Annotated in this window: 10 protein-coding genes; 5 read left to right on the top strand and 5 right to left on the bottom strand. The window is 73.9% G+C overall.

Annotated elements, in window-relative coordinates:
- Both AWW66_RS18365 and AWW66_RS18360 read right to left on the bottom strand, forming a co-directional pair.
- A partial coding sequence (locus AWW66_RS18365; RefSeq protein ID WP_157527567.1) for a type I polyketide synthase occupies positions 1-3,097 on the bottom strand: 3,097 nt, incomplete at its 3' end.
- Between the two features lie 225 nt (positions 3,098-3,322).
- On the bottom strand, positions 3,323-4,534 hold the full coding sequence (locus AWW66_RS18360) for a cytochrome P450 (protein ID WP_067367766.1): 1,212 nt from the start codon (positions 4,532-4,534) through the stop codon (positions 3,323-3,325).
- 622 nt (positions 4,535-5,156) lie between these two features.
- On the opposite strand from AWW66_RS18360, the gene AWW66_RS18355 reads away from it, so the two are divergent.
- From AWW66_RS18355 to AWW66_RS18345, 3 genes are all read left to right on the top strand, one after another.
- Positions 5,157-6,374 (top strand): cytochrome P450, encoded by a 1,218-nt coding sequence (locus AWW66_RS18355; RefSeq protein WP_067367763.1) that lies wholly within the window; start codon positions 5,157-5,159, stop codon positions 6,372-6,374.
- A gap of 49 nt (positions 6,375-6,423) precedes the next feature.
- Positions 6,424-7,575, top strand: coding sequence for a DegT/DnrJ/EryC1/StrS family aminotransferase (locus tag AWW66_RS18350; protein WP_157527565.1), 1,152 nt, complete (start codon positions 6,424-6,426; stop codon positions 7,573-7,575).
- 74 nt (positions 7,576-7,649) lie between these two features.
- Positions 7,650-8,423 (top strand): thioesterase II family protein, encoded by a 774-nt coding sequence (locus tag AWW66_RS18345; RefSeq protein WP_067367757.1) that lies wholly within the window; start codon positions 7,650-7,652, stop codon positions 8,421-8,423.
- A gap of 13 nt (positions 8,424-8,436) precedes the next feature.
- Here AWW66_RS18345 and abc-f read toward each other — a convergent pair whose 3' ends face one another.
- On the bottom strand, positions 8,437-10,092 hold the full coding sequence (abc-f, locus tag AWW66_RS18340; protein ID WP_067367754.1) for a ribosomal protection-like ABC-F family protein: 1,656 nt from the start codon (positions 10,090-10,092) through the stop codon (positions 8,437-8,439).
- Positions 10,093-10,224: 132 nt separating this feature from the next.
- Positions 10,225-10,794, bottom strand: coding sequence for a nucleosidase (locus AWW66_RS18335; protein WP_067367750.1), 570 nt, complete (start codon positions 10,792-10,794; stop codon positions 10,225-10,227).
- A gap of 26 nt (positions 10,795-10,820) precedes the next feature.
- Between AWW66_RS18335 and AWW66_RS18330 the strand changes: the two genes are divergently transcribed.
- Positions 10,821-11,441, top strand: a complete 621-nt coding sequence (locus AWW66_RS18330) for a hypothetical protein (protein ID WP_157527562.1) — start codon at positions 10,821-10,823, stop codon at positions 11,439-11,441.
- A gap of 8 nt (positions 11,442-11,449) precedes the next feature.
- On the opposite strand, the gene AWW66_RS18325 is transcribed toward AWW66_RS18330, so the two are convergent.
- On the bottom strand, positions 11,450-12,394 hold the full coding sequence (locus tag AWW66_RS18325) for an acyltransferase domain-containing protein (protein ID WP_067367742.1): 945 nt from the start codon (positions 12,392-12,394) through the stop codon (positions 11,450-11,452).
- 110 nt (positions 12,395-12,504) lie between these two features.
- On the opposite strand from AWW66_RS18325, the gene AWW66_RS18320 reads away from it, so the two are divergent.
- Entirely contained in the window at positions 12,505-15,846 is a 3,342-nt protein-coding gene (locus tag AWW66_RS18320) for an ATP-binding protein (RefSeq protein ID WP_157527560.1), read from the top strand.
- The last annotated feature ends 136 nt before the right edge of the window (positions 15,847-15,982 follow it).

Genomic DNA, 15,982 nt, shown 5'->3' with positions numbered 1-15,982 from the left:
ACAAACCATCCGCCGACACCACACCACCCGGCAACCGACAACCCATCCCCACAATCACGATCGGATCGTCCACAACAGCAGCGGAAACGGTGGGAGACGCATTGTCCTGCGCCGATCGGCCGAGGATCTCGTCGCGGAGGTGACGGGCGGCAGCCAGCGGGGTGGGGTGGCTGTAGACGAGGGTGGTCGGCACCCGCGTTCCGGTGCCGAGTCGCAGATGGTTGCAGAGTTCGACGGCGGTGACGGATTCGAAGCCCTGTTCCTTGAAGGTCCGCTCCGGATCGACCGCCTCGGCGGAGTCGAGGCCCAGTACGGCAGCGGTGCTCGCCCGGACGACGGTCAGCAGTCGGTGCAGTTGCTCGGTGTCGGACAGCGTCAGCAGTTCCGCGTGGAGTCCTGACGCGCCGGCTACCGGGTCGATCTCCGGCTCCGCCGGGTCGTCGACCAGGACCGGCGAGGTGGTGCCGTCCGTCTGTGGCGCCCAGTGGTGGCGTCGTTGGAACGGGTACGTGGGCAGGTCCACCACCCGGGCCCCGGTACCGGCGAACACCGCCTTCCAGTCCACGTCGATCCCGGCCACGAAGGCCTCCGCCGCCGAGGTCAGGAACCGGTCCAGCCCACCGTCGTCGCGCCGCAACGACCCCACCACCACAGCCGGCGCGCCATCACCGACCGACTCGACGGTCTCCTGGACACCCGGCACCAGCACCGGATGCGCACTCGACTCCACGAACCCCGTGAACCCGTCCCCGACCAGACGCTCTACCGTGTCCCGGAACAACACCCGCTGCCGCAGATTCCGATACCAGTACCCGGCATCCAAACCGGCACCGTCCACGACGCCGGCCTCGACGGTCGAGTAGAACGGAATCTCCGCCACCTGCGGGCTGACCCCGGCCAAAGCCTCCAGCAACTCGGCCTCGATCGCCTCCACATGCGCCGAGTGCGAGGCATAGTCCACCGGAATCTTGCGCGCCCGAACCCCTTCGGCCTCACAGCGTGCGACCAGGTCCACCACCGCGTCCACGTCACCGGAGACGACCGTCGCGGACGGGCCGTTCACCGCGGCCACACCCAGCCGGCCGGTCCAGTCGGACAACCGAGACTCCACCTCAGCCACTGGCAGCGCGACCGACGCCATCGCACCCGGACCGGCCAGGACCCGGCCGATCACCTGCGACCGCACCGCCACCACCCGCGCACCATCAGCAAGGCTCAACGCCCCCGCCACCACGGCCGCCGCGATCTCACCCTGCGAATGACCCACCACCGCCGACGGCACCACACCCACCGACCGCCACAACCGGGCCAGCGACACCATCACCGCCCACGTCACCGGCTGCACCACATCAACCCGACCGAACAGATCCGCCCCCGCGCCCCCACGCACCACGTCCAGCAGATCCCAGTCCACAAACGCAGACAACGCCTCCGCGCACTCCACCATCGACTCCGCGAACACCGGCGACTCAGCCATCAACCGGGCACCCATACCCACCCACTGCGTCCCCTGCCCCGGGAACACGAACGCCACCCGACCGGCGGACAACGGACCCGACGGCCCGAGCACCACATGGGCGGCGGCGACCTCGCCGGACGCCACCGCCGTCAGGCCACGCTCGGCCGTGTCGGGGTCGGCGGCGAGGACCACGGCGCGGCGCTCGAACGTCGACCGGGTCGACACCGTCGACCAGCCGACATCGAGCAGCCGCGCGTGCGGCAGGACGGCGCGGAGGCGGTCGGCCTGTGCCCGGGTCGCCGGCACGGACCTGCCCGACAGCACCACCGGCACCACCGGCAGGAGGCGGTGGTCGGTGTCGTCGGTGGCGGCCTCGGCCACCAGGGGGGCCTGTTCGAGGATCAGGTGGGCGTTGGTGCCGCCCATGCCGAAGGAGCTGACCCCGGCGAGGCGCGGGCGCCCGGCCTCGCGACCCGGCCACGGCTGGAGGTCGGTCTGCACCCGCAGGTTGAGCTCGTCGAGCGGGATGTCCGGGTTCGGCGTCTGGAAGTTGAGGCTCGGGGGCAGCATTCCCTCGCGGACGGCGAGCACCGCCTTGAGCAGGCCGGTGATGCCGGCCGCCCCCTCGAGGTGGCCGATGTTGGTCTTGACCGATCCGACGGCGAGCCGGGTGTCGGGGGTACGGGCCGCGCCGAGTACCGCCCCGAGGGCAGCCGCCTCGACGGGGTCGCCGGCCCTCGTGCCGGTGCCGTGCAGTTCGACGTAGGTGACCTGTTCCGGCGCGACCATCGCCCGCTCGTACGCCCGGCGCAGCAGCGCCTCCTGGGCCTCCCGGTCGGGGTGGGTCAGGCTGGGGCCACCACCGTCGTTGTTGACGGCGCCGCCCCGGATCACGCAGTGCACCCGGTCGCCGTCGTCGATCGCCCGGCCCAGGGGCTTGAGGACGAGCGCCACGCCGCCCTCACCACGGACGTAGCCGTTGGCGCGGGCGTCGAAGGTGAAGCACCGCCCGTCGGGGGAGAGTGCGCCCATGAGCGCCATGCCGGCGGTGCTCTCCTCGGCCAGGACGAGGCTCACGCCGCCGACGAGCGCGACGGTGCTCTCGCCCCGGCGCAGGCTCTCGCACGCCAGGTGGACGGCGACCAGGGACGACGACTGTGCGGAGTCGACGGTGAGGCTGGGCCCGCGCAGGCCGAGCAGGTACGACAGGCGGTTCGCGGTGAGGCTGCGGTGCAGGCCGGTGGCGGTGTGGCCGTTGATGGCGGCGCCGGAGCGGTGCAGCAGGGTGGCGTAGTCGTCGGCGGCGATGCCGACGAAGACACCGGTGTCGGTGCCCTTGAGGTCGACGGGTCGGATCCGGGCGTGCTCCAGGGCCTCCCAGCCGAGTTCGAGCATCAGGCGCTGCTGCGGGTCGACCGCGGCGGCCTGCCGCGGGGACATTCCGAAGAATGCGTCGTCGAATTCCGCCTTGCCCTCCACCACGGCCCGCCAACTGCCGTCGGGTTGGCGTTCGACCGCGCTCCGACCGGTACGCAGCAGTTCCCAGAATTCCTCGATGCCGGGCGCGCCGGGAAGCCGGCACGCCATTCCGACGACGGCGATATCGCTGGGGTGCAGCACGCTGCTCTTCACGGTCATGAGGTCTCCTGGGTCGAGAAGAACGCGCTCGGGAGACTCACCCACGGTCCGAAGGACGGCACTGGTGCGCTGCGCGTCCGCGCGCAGCTCGATCGTTCTCCCGGCGGAAACACGTAACGACGGTGGTCGACAGGGTGGCGTTCACCAGCCCGTGTGTCAGGTCGGGCCGTGTCGGATCAGTCGGCGCTGATTCGACCCCTCACCTGAACTGGTCGTGGAGCTGGATCACCACGTCACCGGCAGGGCCACGAGGCTACGTACCATCATCCCCCGTTGCCATTCGAGTTCGTTCTCCTCGACGGCGAGGCGGAGGCCGGGGAGTCGTCTGACCAGGGCTCCGATGGTGGCCTGGATCTCCAGCCGGGCGAGGCTGGCCCCGATGCAGAAATGCGGGCCGTGTCCGAACGCGATGTGCGGGTTGGGCTCGCGGTCGAGGACGACGTCGGCGGCGTCCGGGAAGGCGTCCTCGTCGAGGTTGGCGGAGCTCAGGGAGAAGATCACGGCGTCACCGGCACGGATGGTGGCCCCGTTGAGTTCCAGGTCCTCGGTGGCGATGCGGGTGGGTCCCACGGTGGCCCACATCGGGGCGATGCGGAGCAGCTCCTCGACGGCCGTGGGGATCAGCTCGGGCCGGGCGCACAGGGTCTCGTACCGGGTCCGGTCGCGCAGCAGGACGAACAGGTGCGAGGCGATCTGGCTGGCGGTGGTCTCGTGGCCGCCGACGAGGATGCCACCGGTGAGCATGATCAGCTCTTCCTCGCTGAGCCGGTCGCCGTCGTCGCGGGCCTCGATCAGCGCGCCGATGAGGTCGTCGGTGCGGTGGGCTCGGCGGTGCGCGAGCAGGCCGCCGAGGTACGCGATGAACTCCTGGACGGCCTTGTCGACCTCGTCGTCGGTGTAGCGGGTGCTGGACATCAGGGCGTCGCTGAAGGCCCGGAAGATGGGCTGCTCCTCGGTGGCGACCCCCATCATCTCGCAGATGATCGTGACCGGCACGGGGAGGGCGATCTGGCGCACGAGGTCCGCGGGCGGTCCGGTCTCGATCACGTCGCCGACGAGCCGGTCGGCGATCTCGGCGACCCGGGGTGCGATGTCCCGGACGCGTTTCGGGGTGAACGCGGTGGCGACGAGGCGGCGCAGCCGGGCGTGCGCCTCGGGGGGCATGCCCATCAGCCCCTCCGGCTCCTGGATGCGCGGGGAGGCGCGGGGCACGTCCCGGCCGGCGCCGGCGGCGATGCTGAGCCGGGGGTCGGAGAGCGCCTTCTTGGCGTCGGCGTGCCGGGTGACCAGCCAGGCGTCCCCGCCGCCGTAGGGCATGCGGACGCGGGCGACCGGCTCCTTCGAGCGCAGTTCGCCGTAGGTGGGGTCGACAGTGAGGTCGGCACGGTCACTGAAGGGGTAGAACCGTGAGGATCCGGCCGTTACGGGACACTCCATGGCAGCTTCTCCTCCAGAAAGGGGCCGTCCTGTGCCGATCTTGACAAGTTCCCTCCCCCGACAGCCCGCCCCTTTCGCGATTCACCCAACAGGAGCCGGCGACGCGTTGTCACGGGATCACAGAAGACTATGTCAAGTCCCCCAATTGAACTGATCGAACTGTCTGTGACAATCGCTACAGTCGATCTCATTCAGGCGTGCTCCCAGCGTTGGAGACGGCACTATGTCAAGTCCAGCCTTGCGGCTCCCGGCCCCCGGTCCGTAACTTCCGGTGCCACGGAGCAGTTCTCGGCATGCCCTCCCCCCGACAGCCGCAGTCCTGACTTCACGGTTCGACACCCGTACATCGACCGCAATGGCACACATCGCACACTTCGCTCCCGCCATGGCTGGTTTCGATTCGGTTCCGCGTCCACCAACGTTCCGAAAATCGTCGCCAGAATCGGCGCGCCCCGCCGATCCCGGCGACCGCTATTGCCAGACCGTCGGATCCTGGCAAGGATGACGCGGGAGGGTTCGACCTCGGGCGATTTACCTCCCTGCCCCGGCGGTCCGTCGCGCACCCGGTCCTGCCCACCCCCGGCCCCGAGGGCCACGAGCACCGAGGAGATGAGAGGACACCATGACGCAGACGGACAACGCACCGGCGCCACCGCTCGACCTGCCCAAGGGCGCGGACGCCCAGGGGCTGCTGGACTGGTTCGCGTACATGCGGGAGCACTGGCCCGTCTCCTGGGACGAGAACCGGCAGGCCTGGCATGTGTTCAACTACCGGGACTACCTGACCGTCACCACCAACCCGCTGATCTTCTCCTCGGACTTCAGCCCGGCCTTCCCGGTCCCGCCGGAGCTGGCCCTGCTGATGGGGCCGGGCACCATCGGCGGCATCGACCCGCCCCGGCACGGGCCGATGCGCAAACTGGTGAGCCAGGCGTTCACCCCCCGGCGGATCGCCCAGATGGAGGCGCGGATCGAGACGATCACCGCCGACATCCTCCGCCAGGTACGCGACCAGGAGCGGATCGACATCGCCGCCGACCTCGCGTACCCGCTGCCGGTGACGGTCATCGCCGACATGCTGGGCATCCCGAACGAGGACCACGAGAAGTTCCGCGAGTGGGTCGACATCATCCTCAGCAACGAGGGCCTGGAGTACCCGAACCTGCCGGACGACTTCACCGAGACGGTCGGCCCGGCCATCGCGGAGTGGTCGGAGTTCCTGTACGCCCAGATCGCCGAGAAGCGCGCCCGGCCGCAGGACGACCTGATGAGCGGGCTGCTGGCGGTGGAGGTCGAGGGCCGCAAACTGACCGACGAGGAGGTGGTCAACATCGTGGCGCTGCTGCTCACCGCCGGGCACATCTCCAGCGCCACGCTGCTCAGCAACCTCTTCCTGGTGCTGGAGGAGCACCCGGAGGCGCTGGCGGCCGTCCGCGCCGACCGCAGCCTCGTCCCCGGCGTGGTCGAGGAGACCCTGCGCTGGCGCTCCCCCTTCAACTGCATCTTCCGGCTGCTCGCCCAGGACACCGAGATCTTCGGCCAGCCGATGCGCAAGGGGCAGATGGTGATCGCCTGGATCGCCTCCGCGAACCGCGACACCGAGGTGTTCACGGACCCGGACACCTTCGACATCCGGCGCGAGTCGAACAAGCACCTGGCCTTCGGCTACGGCATCCACCACTGCCTGGGCGCGTTCCTGGCCCGGCAGGAGGCCAAGGTCTTCCTCAACCAGGTCCTCGACGAGTTCAGCGAGTTCAGCATCGACCACGACGGGGTCGAGTTCTACGACCCGGACCAGCTCACCGCGCGGCGCCTGCCCGTCCAGGTGGTCCGCGGCTGATCGCCGCCGGCCCGCTGACCCGCCCCCGCCCCCACGCACGGAACCCGAGGTGACAGTGGACGTTCCCTTCCTGGACCTGGGTGCGGCCAACGACGAGGTACGGGCCGACCTGGACGCGGCGTACGCCCGGGTGTCCGCGTCGGGCCGCTACCTGCTCGGTCCGGAGCTGGCGGCGTTCGAGACGGAGTTCGCGGCGTACTGCACGGCGCGGCACTGCGTCGGGGTGGGCAGCGGGCTGGACGCGCTGGTGCTGGCCCTGCGGGCACTCGGCGTCGGGCCGGGTGACGACGTGGTCGTGCCGGCGCACACGTTCATCGCGACGTGGCTGGCGGTGTCGGCCACCGGTGCCCGCCCGGTGCCGGTGGAGCCGGGCGAGTCCGGCTTCGGCATCTGCCCGCAGCGGTTGGCGGACGCGCTCACCCCGCAGGTCAAGGCGGTGCTCGTCGTGCACCTCTACGGGCACCCGGTCGACCTCGACGCGGTGCGGGCGGTCGCCGACCGGTACGGCATCCCGGTGGTGGAGGACGCGGCGCAGGCCCACGCCGCCACCTACCGGGGGCGGCCGATCGGTGCCGGCGGGGTGGTCGCGTTCAGCTTCTACCCGGCCAAGAACCTCGGCGCGCTGGGCGACGGCGGGGCCGTGGTCACCGACGACGCGCAGCTCGCCGAGCGGGTCCGGCTGCTGCGCAACTACGGCTCCGCGCGCAAGTACGAACACCAGGTGCAGGGCGGCAACTCGCGGCTGGACGAGTTCCAGGCGGCGGTGCTGCGGGCCAAGCTGCCGTACCTGGACGAGTGGACCGCGCGACGGGACCGGGTGGCCCGGCGGTACACGGAGGCGCTCAGCGGGCTGCCCGATCTCGTCCTGCCCACCGTCGCGCCCTGGGCCACCTCCGCGTGGCACCTGTACGTGGTCCGGACCCGGCACCGGGAGCTGCTGCGGGACCGGCTGGCCGAGGCCGGGGTGGAGACGCTGGTGCACTACCCGACCCCGGTGCACCGCTCCGGCGCGTACCGGGACACCGAGGCGGTCCGCCGGGCCGGCCCGTTGCCGCTCAGCGAACGCCTCGCCGAGGAGGTCCTGAGCCTGCCGATCGGCCCCCACCTGCCCGACGAGAGCGTCGAGCGGGTGGTCTCCGCGGTCCGCGCCGTCCTGACCGACCTGGACGCGGAGGTCGGGGTCGCATCGTCCCCGCGGTGAGCCGGGCCGCGCCCACCGGGCCACCGACCACTTGAGCACCGCACCGTCGAGGAAGCCGAGGAGCGTCCACCGTCATGTCCCGGTCCGCCGATTCACCCGAGCTCTGGCTGCGTCGTTACCGACCGGTCGACGACCCCGCCGTCCGGCTGTTCTGCTTCCCGCACGCCGGCGGCGCGGCCAGCGCGTACCTGCCGTTCGCGCGCCGGCTGCCGGCCACCGTGGACGTGGCGGCGATCCAGTACCCGGGCCGGCAGGACCGCCGGGACGAGCCCTTCGTCGACTCCATCGACGCCCTCGTGGAGCGGCTGCTGCCCACCCTGCTCGCCGCGGCGGACCGGCCGGTCGCCTTCTTCGGGCACAGCATGGGCGCCACGGTCGCCTTCGAGGTCGGTCGGCGGCTCCCACCCGCCGCCGCCGACCGGTTGGTCCACTTCTTCGCCTCCGGCCGGCGCGGCCCGGCCACCCTCCGCCGCGACCGGTACTACCACGCCGACGACGAGCTGATCGCGGAGATCCGCCGGTTGGAGGGCACCGACTCCAGCCTGCTGGCCGACGAGGAACTGCTGCAGATGGTCCTCCCGGCGATCCGCAACGACTACCGGGCGGCGGCGACCTACGACTACCGCCCCGGGCCGCTGCTACGCTGCCCGGTCACCGTGCTCACCGGGGACACCGACCCCAACGTCACCGCCGGGGAGGCGGCGGCGTGGGCCGAGGTGACGACGGCGACGACGGTGGTGCACACCTACCCCGGCGGCCACTTCTACCTCAACGGCCAGATCGACGCGGTCTGCGGGCGGGTCACCGCCGCGCTCACGGCGCCGACCCCGGCGCGGCCCGGCGGCTGAGGCGCCCGGCCCGTCAGACCCGGGTGGAGCCGGCGACCGCTCCCTCGTGCAGCTCCAGCCGGGTGCCGGTGAAGGTGCTGCGCATCCGGCGGTCGTGCGTCACCACGACCAGCGCCCCGGCGTAGTCGTCCAGCGCCCGCTCCAGCTCCTCGACCAGCAGCGGGGCGAAGTGGTTGGTGGGCTCGTCCAGCAGCAGCAGGTCGGCCGGGCGGGTGACCAGGCGGGCCAGGTCGATGCGGCGGCGTTGCCCGACGGAGAGCGTCCCGACCGGCATCCCCAGGTCGTCCGGGCGGAACAGGCCGAGCGCGAGAAGGTCCTCGGCGTGCTCGTCGGGGTGCCCCGGGCGGCCCGCCGCGAACGCCTCCAGCAGGGTGCGCCCCGGCTGCTCCGCCGTCACGTCCTGGCGCAGGTGGCCGATCCGGGCCGGCAGCCGCACCTGCCCGCCGTCCGGGACGAGCTCACCGGCGAGCACCCGCATCAGGGTGCTCTTGCCCGCCCCGTTGCGGCCGGTGACCAGCAGTCGCTCGGACCGGCCGACGACCAGGTCGGGAACGTGCAGCCGGTCGCCGACGCGCACGCCGGTCAACTGGGCGCAGGGGGTGTCGGCGTCCGCCGGGCCCGCCGTGACGGAGGCGGTGAACCGCAACGGGTCGGCGGGGCGCGGGACCGGCTCCTCCCGGAGGCGGCGCAGCCGTTCGTTGGCGTTGCGGGCCTTGCGGGAGGTCGCCGTCGACGAGGAGCGGGACCGGTGCGCGCCGGCCCCGCTGAACGCCGCCGGCCCCTTGCGGGAGATCGACCGGAGCATCTCGCCGGCCCGCTCCGCGAGGTCGGTCTGCCGGTCGATCTCGGCCAGCCAGTCCGCGTACGCGCGCTCGGCGGCGGCCCGGGCGGCGGCCTTGGCCCGCAGGTAGTTGGCGTAGCCGTCCCCGTACCGGTGCACCGTCCGGGTGTCGGCGTCGACCTCCAGGATGGTGGGGGTGACCGCCTCCAGGAACATCCGGTCGTGGGTGACCACCACCACCGTGCCCCGGTGCGTGCGCAGGTGCTCCTCCAGCCACTCGACGGCCTCGGTGTCGAGGTCGTTGGTGGGCTCGTCGAGCAGCAGCAGCTCCGGCGCGGCGGCCAGGGTGGCCGCGAGGGCGAGCCGGGACCGTTCCCCGCCGGAGAGGGTGTCGACCGCCCGGTCCCGGTCGAGGTCGGGCAGGCCGAGGCCGTGCAGGGCGGCGTCCACCCGGGCGTCGGCCGCGTAGCCGCCGCGTGCCTCGAACTCGGTGAGCAGCGTGCCGTACTCGTCCAACTGCTCGGCGGTCGCGGCGGCGAGGGTCGCCTCGGCGGCCCGCAGCCGCGCCTCCATGTGCCGCAGGTCGGCCAGCGCGTGGTCCACCACGTCCCGCACGGTGCCGCCACCGGGTGGCAGCCGCAGCCGCTGCGCGAGGTACCCGGTGCCGCCGGGCGCAGAGACCGTCAGGTGCCCGCCGTCCGGCGTCTCCAGCCCGGCGAGGAGCCGCAGCAGGGTCGACTTGCCCGACCCGTTCTCGCCGATGACACCGACCCGCTCCCCCGGTTTGACGGTGAGCGACACCCGCTCCAGGACGACCCGCTCGGGGTAGCGCTTGGTGACCTCGTCGAGGACGAGTTGCGAGTCGGGTGACGACGGGCGGGTCCGCACGGGGAACTCCTGTTTCGGGCTGGACGTCCGAATATCCACCCCTAGTCAACCACGCGACCGTCGGCCGCGTCGTGGACGGCGCCGCCGCGATCCCGTGGCCGGGTGGGCTGCCGGCGAATGACGTGCCGACCGTCAGAGGTTGTCCCGGGCCCACTGGGCGAGGATCTTGGCGCAGCCGTCCACCGACTCCTGCCAGGTATGGCCCGCCCCCTCGCCCGCGCCGTCGCTGACGTGCTTGACCAGCCGGATCGGCAGCCCGAACCGCTGCGCGGTCGCGGCCAGCGCGTAGCCCTCCATGTCGACCAGGTGGGCGTCCTCGGCGAGCCGGGCCCGGGCCTGCTCGTCGGCGATGAACTGGTCGCCGGTGGCCAGCACCGGGCCGGTGCCGGTCAGGGTCAGCGGGGCGCCGACGACCTGGCCGGTCAACGCGTGCAGGACCGCCGAGTCCAGGTCGTGTTGCAGGACCCGGCCCACCTCGTGGGTGCCGGTCCAGCCGGTGTGCAGGGCCCCGGCGGTGCCGAGGTTGACCACCGAGGCGGGCAGCGGCCCCCGGGCCAGGGTCGCGGCGAGCGCGATCGTGGCGTTGACCTTCCCCATCCCGGTGAGCAGCACCGGCAGGTCCGGATCGAGGTACGCGGCCTCCTCCGCGAGGGCGAGCACCAGGAGCGGCCGGTCGGGGCTGATCGTTCCGCGCAGATCCATCGCGCGATGGTATCCGGTGTCCGGGGGTGGCAGCGACCACGATGGTGGTGGCCGACGACGGCTGCCCGTCGGGGCAGCCGGTGGTGCCCCGAGGGCCGTCCGCCGACCCGCCCGACGGGGGGCGGGACACGGTGATCCTGGTCCGGTCCCGACCAGTCCTGGAGGCCGCCGTGTACCCCCATCAGGCCGTCGCCAAGGCGCCGACGCCATGGCAGCAGGAGTTCGCGCCGGCCTTCGCCTGGCTGGCCGAGCACGACCCGGCGTACTTCACCCAGCTCACCTGGGCGCAGGTCCGCCAGCAGGAGACCGTGCTGGCGATGCTGCACGGGTGGCTCGCGGAGCGGGACGCCCACGCCCCGGCAGACGTCGCCCAGATCCGCGAGAGCCTCGTCGTCATCACGCTGGCGCAGGAGCACCACGCCGGCCGGATCGACCGCGACCAGCTCATCGGCACCATGGTGGACCTCGTCCGGCCACCCTGGGCGGACCGGCCCCTCGCGCTGGCCTTCGCCGAGGTCGACCGGGCGCTGGGCGACGAGGTCGGGCAGATCAGCGACGTCTACGAGTTGGCCGGCTGGCTGAGCCAGGTCTTCGACCGGGACACCGGCCTGGTCTGTGCACAGTGGACGATCGCCGCCACCGGCTGAGGGGCCGGTCAGAGCGGGAAACGGCCCCGGCGCCAGTACCAGTGCCGCCCGGCCCGCAGGTGGTCGACGACCGCGCGCTGGAGCACGGTACGGCGCGGCAGGCGGTCGAGCGGCGTGCTCAGGGTACGGAAGACGAACCGCAGCACCTCGACGTCGGCGTCGATCCCTTCCGGCTCCTCGTAGGGCTCCAGCTCGAACCGCCGCTGGAACCGGACGATGTTCGAGTCCTCGGGCAGGTACTCCAACAACTGCGGGTCGAGCAGCCAGGAGCCGCAGGAGAACGCCGGGTGGCGCTCGTCCGGAAAGTGGCGCGGGAAGAAGGCACGGCCCGCGTCGAGTGACGCGTCGACCGCGTCCGGGGTCAACGGCCCCGCCTCGGGGATGTGCAGGTTGACGGCGGTGTCGCCGCGCTGGTGCTGCAACCGGCCCAGGTGGTAGACGCCGCCGCGCGCGTGCAGCGTCAGCCAGCTCTGCATGACCGGCCAGCCCTCCCCGCGCATCCGCCGGTCGACCGCGAGGTTGCGGCCCAGGTCGGCGAGGGTCGCCCAGGAGACCGCGTCGGTCACGCCGTGGTCCCGGTGGTACCCCCGAACGACGTCGACCAGGGCCAGGTACGCGTACACGTAGAGGTGCCGCCAGGCGGGGCCCCGGTCGCGCGGCAGGACCGGACCGGGCGGCAGCCACTCGTAGCCCCCGAGGTCGGCGCGGACCAGGGCGGTCGAGCGGTCCAGCAGCCAGCGCAGCTCCGGCGTCCACAGCGGAGAGTCGGGGTCGGGCCAACCTGCCATGATCTCGGCCGCGTCGTCCGGCCGCACCGCGAGCCGGTCCAGGATCACCGGCGCGTCGGCCCTGGCGGGCAGCGGAGCCGACGGCCGGTCACCGGCGAGCCGGTGCACGCGGTCGACCTCCTCGACGGGTACCCCGAGCCGGGCGGCGGTGGCGTCCAGGTCCACGCGGACGACCCTACCGGCCCGACGGCGTCGCGCGGTCGGCGTGCGCGCCAGCGGCGGTGGCGGCCGACTGGCATACTCGGCCCGGCAGGGTCGGGCCGGGTGGTGGTGGCGTGCAGTTCCGGGTGCTGGGGCCACCGGAGGTCGTCCGAGACGGGCAGGTGGTGCCGGTCGGCGGGCCCAAACACCGTGCCCTGCTGGCGCTGTTCCTGGTCCGGCCGAACCGGGTCGTCAGCACCGACTGGCTGGTCGACGCGCTCTGGGACGGTCGGCCGCCGGCCAGCGCCGCGACGACCCTGCGGACCTACGTGGCGGGCCTGCGCCGGGCCGTCGAGCCGCAGCGGTCCCCCGGCGAGCCGGCCCGCGTCCTGCGTGGTCACCCCGGCGGGTACGAGTTGCGGGTCGACACCGAGGCCGTCGACGCGGCCCGGTTCCGGCGGGCGGTGGACCAGGCGGCGGGCGCGCTGGCGGTCGGGGACGCGGTGGCGGCCGAACGGGGCTACGACACGGCGTTGGGCCTGTGGCGGGGCGAGCCGTTCGACGGCGCGGCGCACCTGGCGGCGGTCCGCCCCGAGGCGGATCGACTGGCCGAGTCGCGGCTCGGCGCGGAGGAGGGGCGGCTCACCGCGGCGGTCGCGGCCGGGCGGCACGCCGCCGTGCTCGCCGAGCTGCGCCAGTTCGTGTCGGCCAACCCGCTCCGCGAGGGGGCCCGCGCGCAGCTCATGCTGGCGCTGTACCGCTCCGGGCGGCAGGCCGAGGCGCTGGCCGTCTACGACGAGGCCCGGCGGCTGCTGGCCGGGGAGTACGGCCTCGACCCCGGCACGGAGATCCGCGCCCTGCACCGCCGCATCCTGGCCCACGCCGTCCCGCCCGCGCCGGCCCCCCGACCCGCGCCCCCGACACCCGGCGGCACACCGCCCGCGACCAGCACACCGCCCGCGAGCGGCACACCGCCCGCGAGCGGCACACCGCCCGCGAGCGGGACGCCCGGCACCCCGCCGCCCGCGACCGGGACGACCGGGACGCCGTCGGCGATGCGCCCGGTACCCCGACCGACCGACCCGACCGACCCGCCCCGCCCGACCGGCCCGCCCCGAGCGACGGAGCCGACCGACGCGACCGGCCCGCCCGCAGCGACGGGAGCGGGCGGGGCGGGCGGCGCCGACGGGGCAGCGGAGCCATTGGTCGGTCGCGGGGTCGAACTGGCCGACCTGCGGGCGGCGTTGACCGAGGCGAGCGACGCCGGTGGCCGGATCGCCGCCGTGGTGGGTGAGCCGGGGATCGGCAAGACCAGCCTCGCCGTGGCGGTCGGCGCGACGGCGGCGGCGCGGGGCGTGCCGGTGGTGTGGGGTCGGTGCCCGGACGTCGGGCAGGCCCCGCCGTTCTGGTTGTGGCGTCAGGTCGTCCGGGCGCTCACCGCGATGCCGCAGGCCGGGCCGACCGGCTCGGCGGGGCGGCTGGACGGGTTCGCCGACGGTCCGCTGCCCGGACTGGCCGGCGGCCCGGAGCCCGATCCGGCCGCCCGGTTCCGGGCGTACGAGGCCGTGGCGGAGCTGGTGCGGGCCGCCGCCGCGCCGGGCGGACTGCTCGTCGTCCTGGACGACCTGCACGCCGCCGACCCGGACTCGTTGCTGCTGCTGCGCTTCCTCGCGGCGGTGCTCCCCGGGACCCGGGCGTTCGTCCTGGCCACGCTGCGGCCGTACGAGCACGCGGCGACGCTGGTGGCGACGGTGGCCGAGCTGGCCCGGGGGCCGGGCTTCCGGCAGGTACGGCTGGGCGGGCTGCCCGCCGCCGCCGTGGCCGACCTGGTGCGACGGCGGACCGGCGTACCGCCGGGCGAGCCGGTGGTGGACCGCCTGGTGACCCGGACCGGCGGCAACCCGTTCTTCATCACCGAGCTGCTCCGGTACCGGGCCGACCCGGCCGGCGCGGACCTGCCGCCGAGCGTCCGGGACACCGTGCGGCTGCGCCTCGGTGAGCTGCCCGCACCGACCCGCGACTGCCTGGACCTGCTCAGCGTGGCCGGTCACGACGTGGACGCGAGCACCCTGGCAACCGTGCTGCGCCGGCCGGCGGACCAGGTCACCGACGCGCTCGGCGCGGCGTACACGGCGGAGCTGGTCACCGAGGCCGGGCCGGGGGCCGTGCGGTTCCGCCACCCGCTGTTCGCCGAGGTCGCCTACGCCGAGCTGCTGCCGCCGCGCCGCGCCGCGTTGCACGCCCGGCTGGCCGCCGCCTACGAGCGGGCCGGCGACGTCGCCCCCGCCGAGCTGGCCCACCACTACGGACAGGCGGTCGGGCTCGGCCACGGGGAGGACCACCTGCGCTGGTCCCTGGCCGCCGCCGACGACGCGACCCGGCGGTTCGCCTACGAGAACGCCCTCGGCCACCTGGCACGTGCCGCACGCGGACTGGCCCCGGCGACGGCCGGGTCACCGGCGGCGGCGCGGACCGAACTCGGCGTGCAACTGCACCGGGCCGCCCTGTTGCAGATGACGGTGGGGGTGGGCGCCGACGCCGTCGACGAGGTGTGTTCCCGGGCCCGGGACCTGCTGGTGCTGGTCGGGCCGGAGGTGGACGTCCGGCCGGCGCTGTGGGCGCTGGGTGAGCTGGCCGCCAACCGGGCCGACTACGCGGTCTGCACCGACCTGGCCGGCCGGCTCGTCCGGGCCGAGGACGACGGCACCGGGCTGATCGCCGCGGCCGGCGCGTACCTGCTGGGCGTGGTCGACTACTTCACCGGCCGGCTGCCGGCGGCCGACCGGCGGCTCACCGTGGCGGTCGACCGGCTGCGCGCGGTGGACCTGCGGCTGCTCAACCGGCAGGTCGGCCGCCTTCCGGTCCTGGCCGCCTACAACTTCCGCGCCCTGGTCCGGTCGTTGCGCGGGGACGCCGCCGCCGCGCGGCGGGACATCGCCGACGCCGAACGGCTCGCCGAGGCCCTCGACGACCTGTACGGGCGGGCGAACGCGGCGCTCTTCGGCGCCTGGATGGGGTTGCAGGAGCGGGACGTGCCGACGGTCCGGGCGGCGGCGCAGCGGTGCCGGGAGATCGGCGCGGCGAACGGGATGCCGCACTTCGTCGCCACCGGCACGTTCTTCCTCGAGTGGGCCGCCGCCCGCGGCGGTGACCACGACCGGCTGCCGGTGATGCGCGCCGCCGCCGAGGGGATCTACCGTCCCGGGCTGCGGGCCACCCGGACCGTGACGTTCAGCGGGATGGCCGAGGCGTACCTGGCCGCGGGTGACCCGGCGACGGCGGCGGCGCTGGCCGAGGAGGGCCTGGCGGTGGTGGCGGAGCTGGGTGAGTCGGTCTTCGCCGCCGAACTGCACCGGGTCCGCGGCATCGCCCGTGACGACCCGGCGGCGCTGGCCACCGGGGCCCGGATCGCCGCCGACCAGGGCAGCGGGCTGCTGCTGGCCCGGTTTCCCGTCGACGCCACCGGACCCCGCTGACCGCGTCCCGGCCGACCGGGTCGACGGGCTGCCGTGGCGGTGGTCCCGGGTGACCTCCACGGCGCTTCCACGGTTCCTCCACGCCGGGCTGGTGTCGTGGGGACCGTCAGCAGCCCGAGCCCGGTCAGTACCGGGC

Source organism: Micromonospora rosaria, assembly GCF_001567585.1.
Classification (GTDB): domain Bacteria; phylum Actinomycetota; class Actinomycetes; order Mycobacteriales; family Micromonosporaceae; genus Micromonospora; species Micromonospora rosaria.
This window is presented reverse-complemented; position numbering and strand designations above follow the sequence as displayed.

Coding starts and splice junctions, on each gene's coding strand:
- AWW66_RS18345 (WP_067367757.1), top strand. CDS start 7,650: ATGTCCCGGTCCGCCGATTCACCCGAGCTCTGGCTGCGTCGTTACCGA.
- AWW66_RS18355 (WP_067367763.1), top strand. CDS start 5,157: ATGACGCAGACGGACAACGCACCGGCGCCACCGCTCGACCTGCCCAAG.
- AWW66_RS18360 (WP_067367766.1), bottom strand. CDS start 4,534: ATGGAGTGTCCCGTAACGGCCGGATCCTCACGGTTCTACCCCTTCAGT.
- AWW66_RS18335 (WP_067367750.1), bottom strand. CDS start 10,794: ATGGATCTGCGCGGAACGATCAGCCCCGACCGGCCGCTCCTGGTGCTC.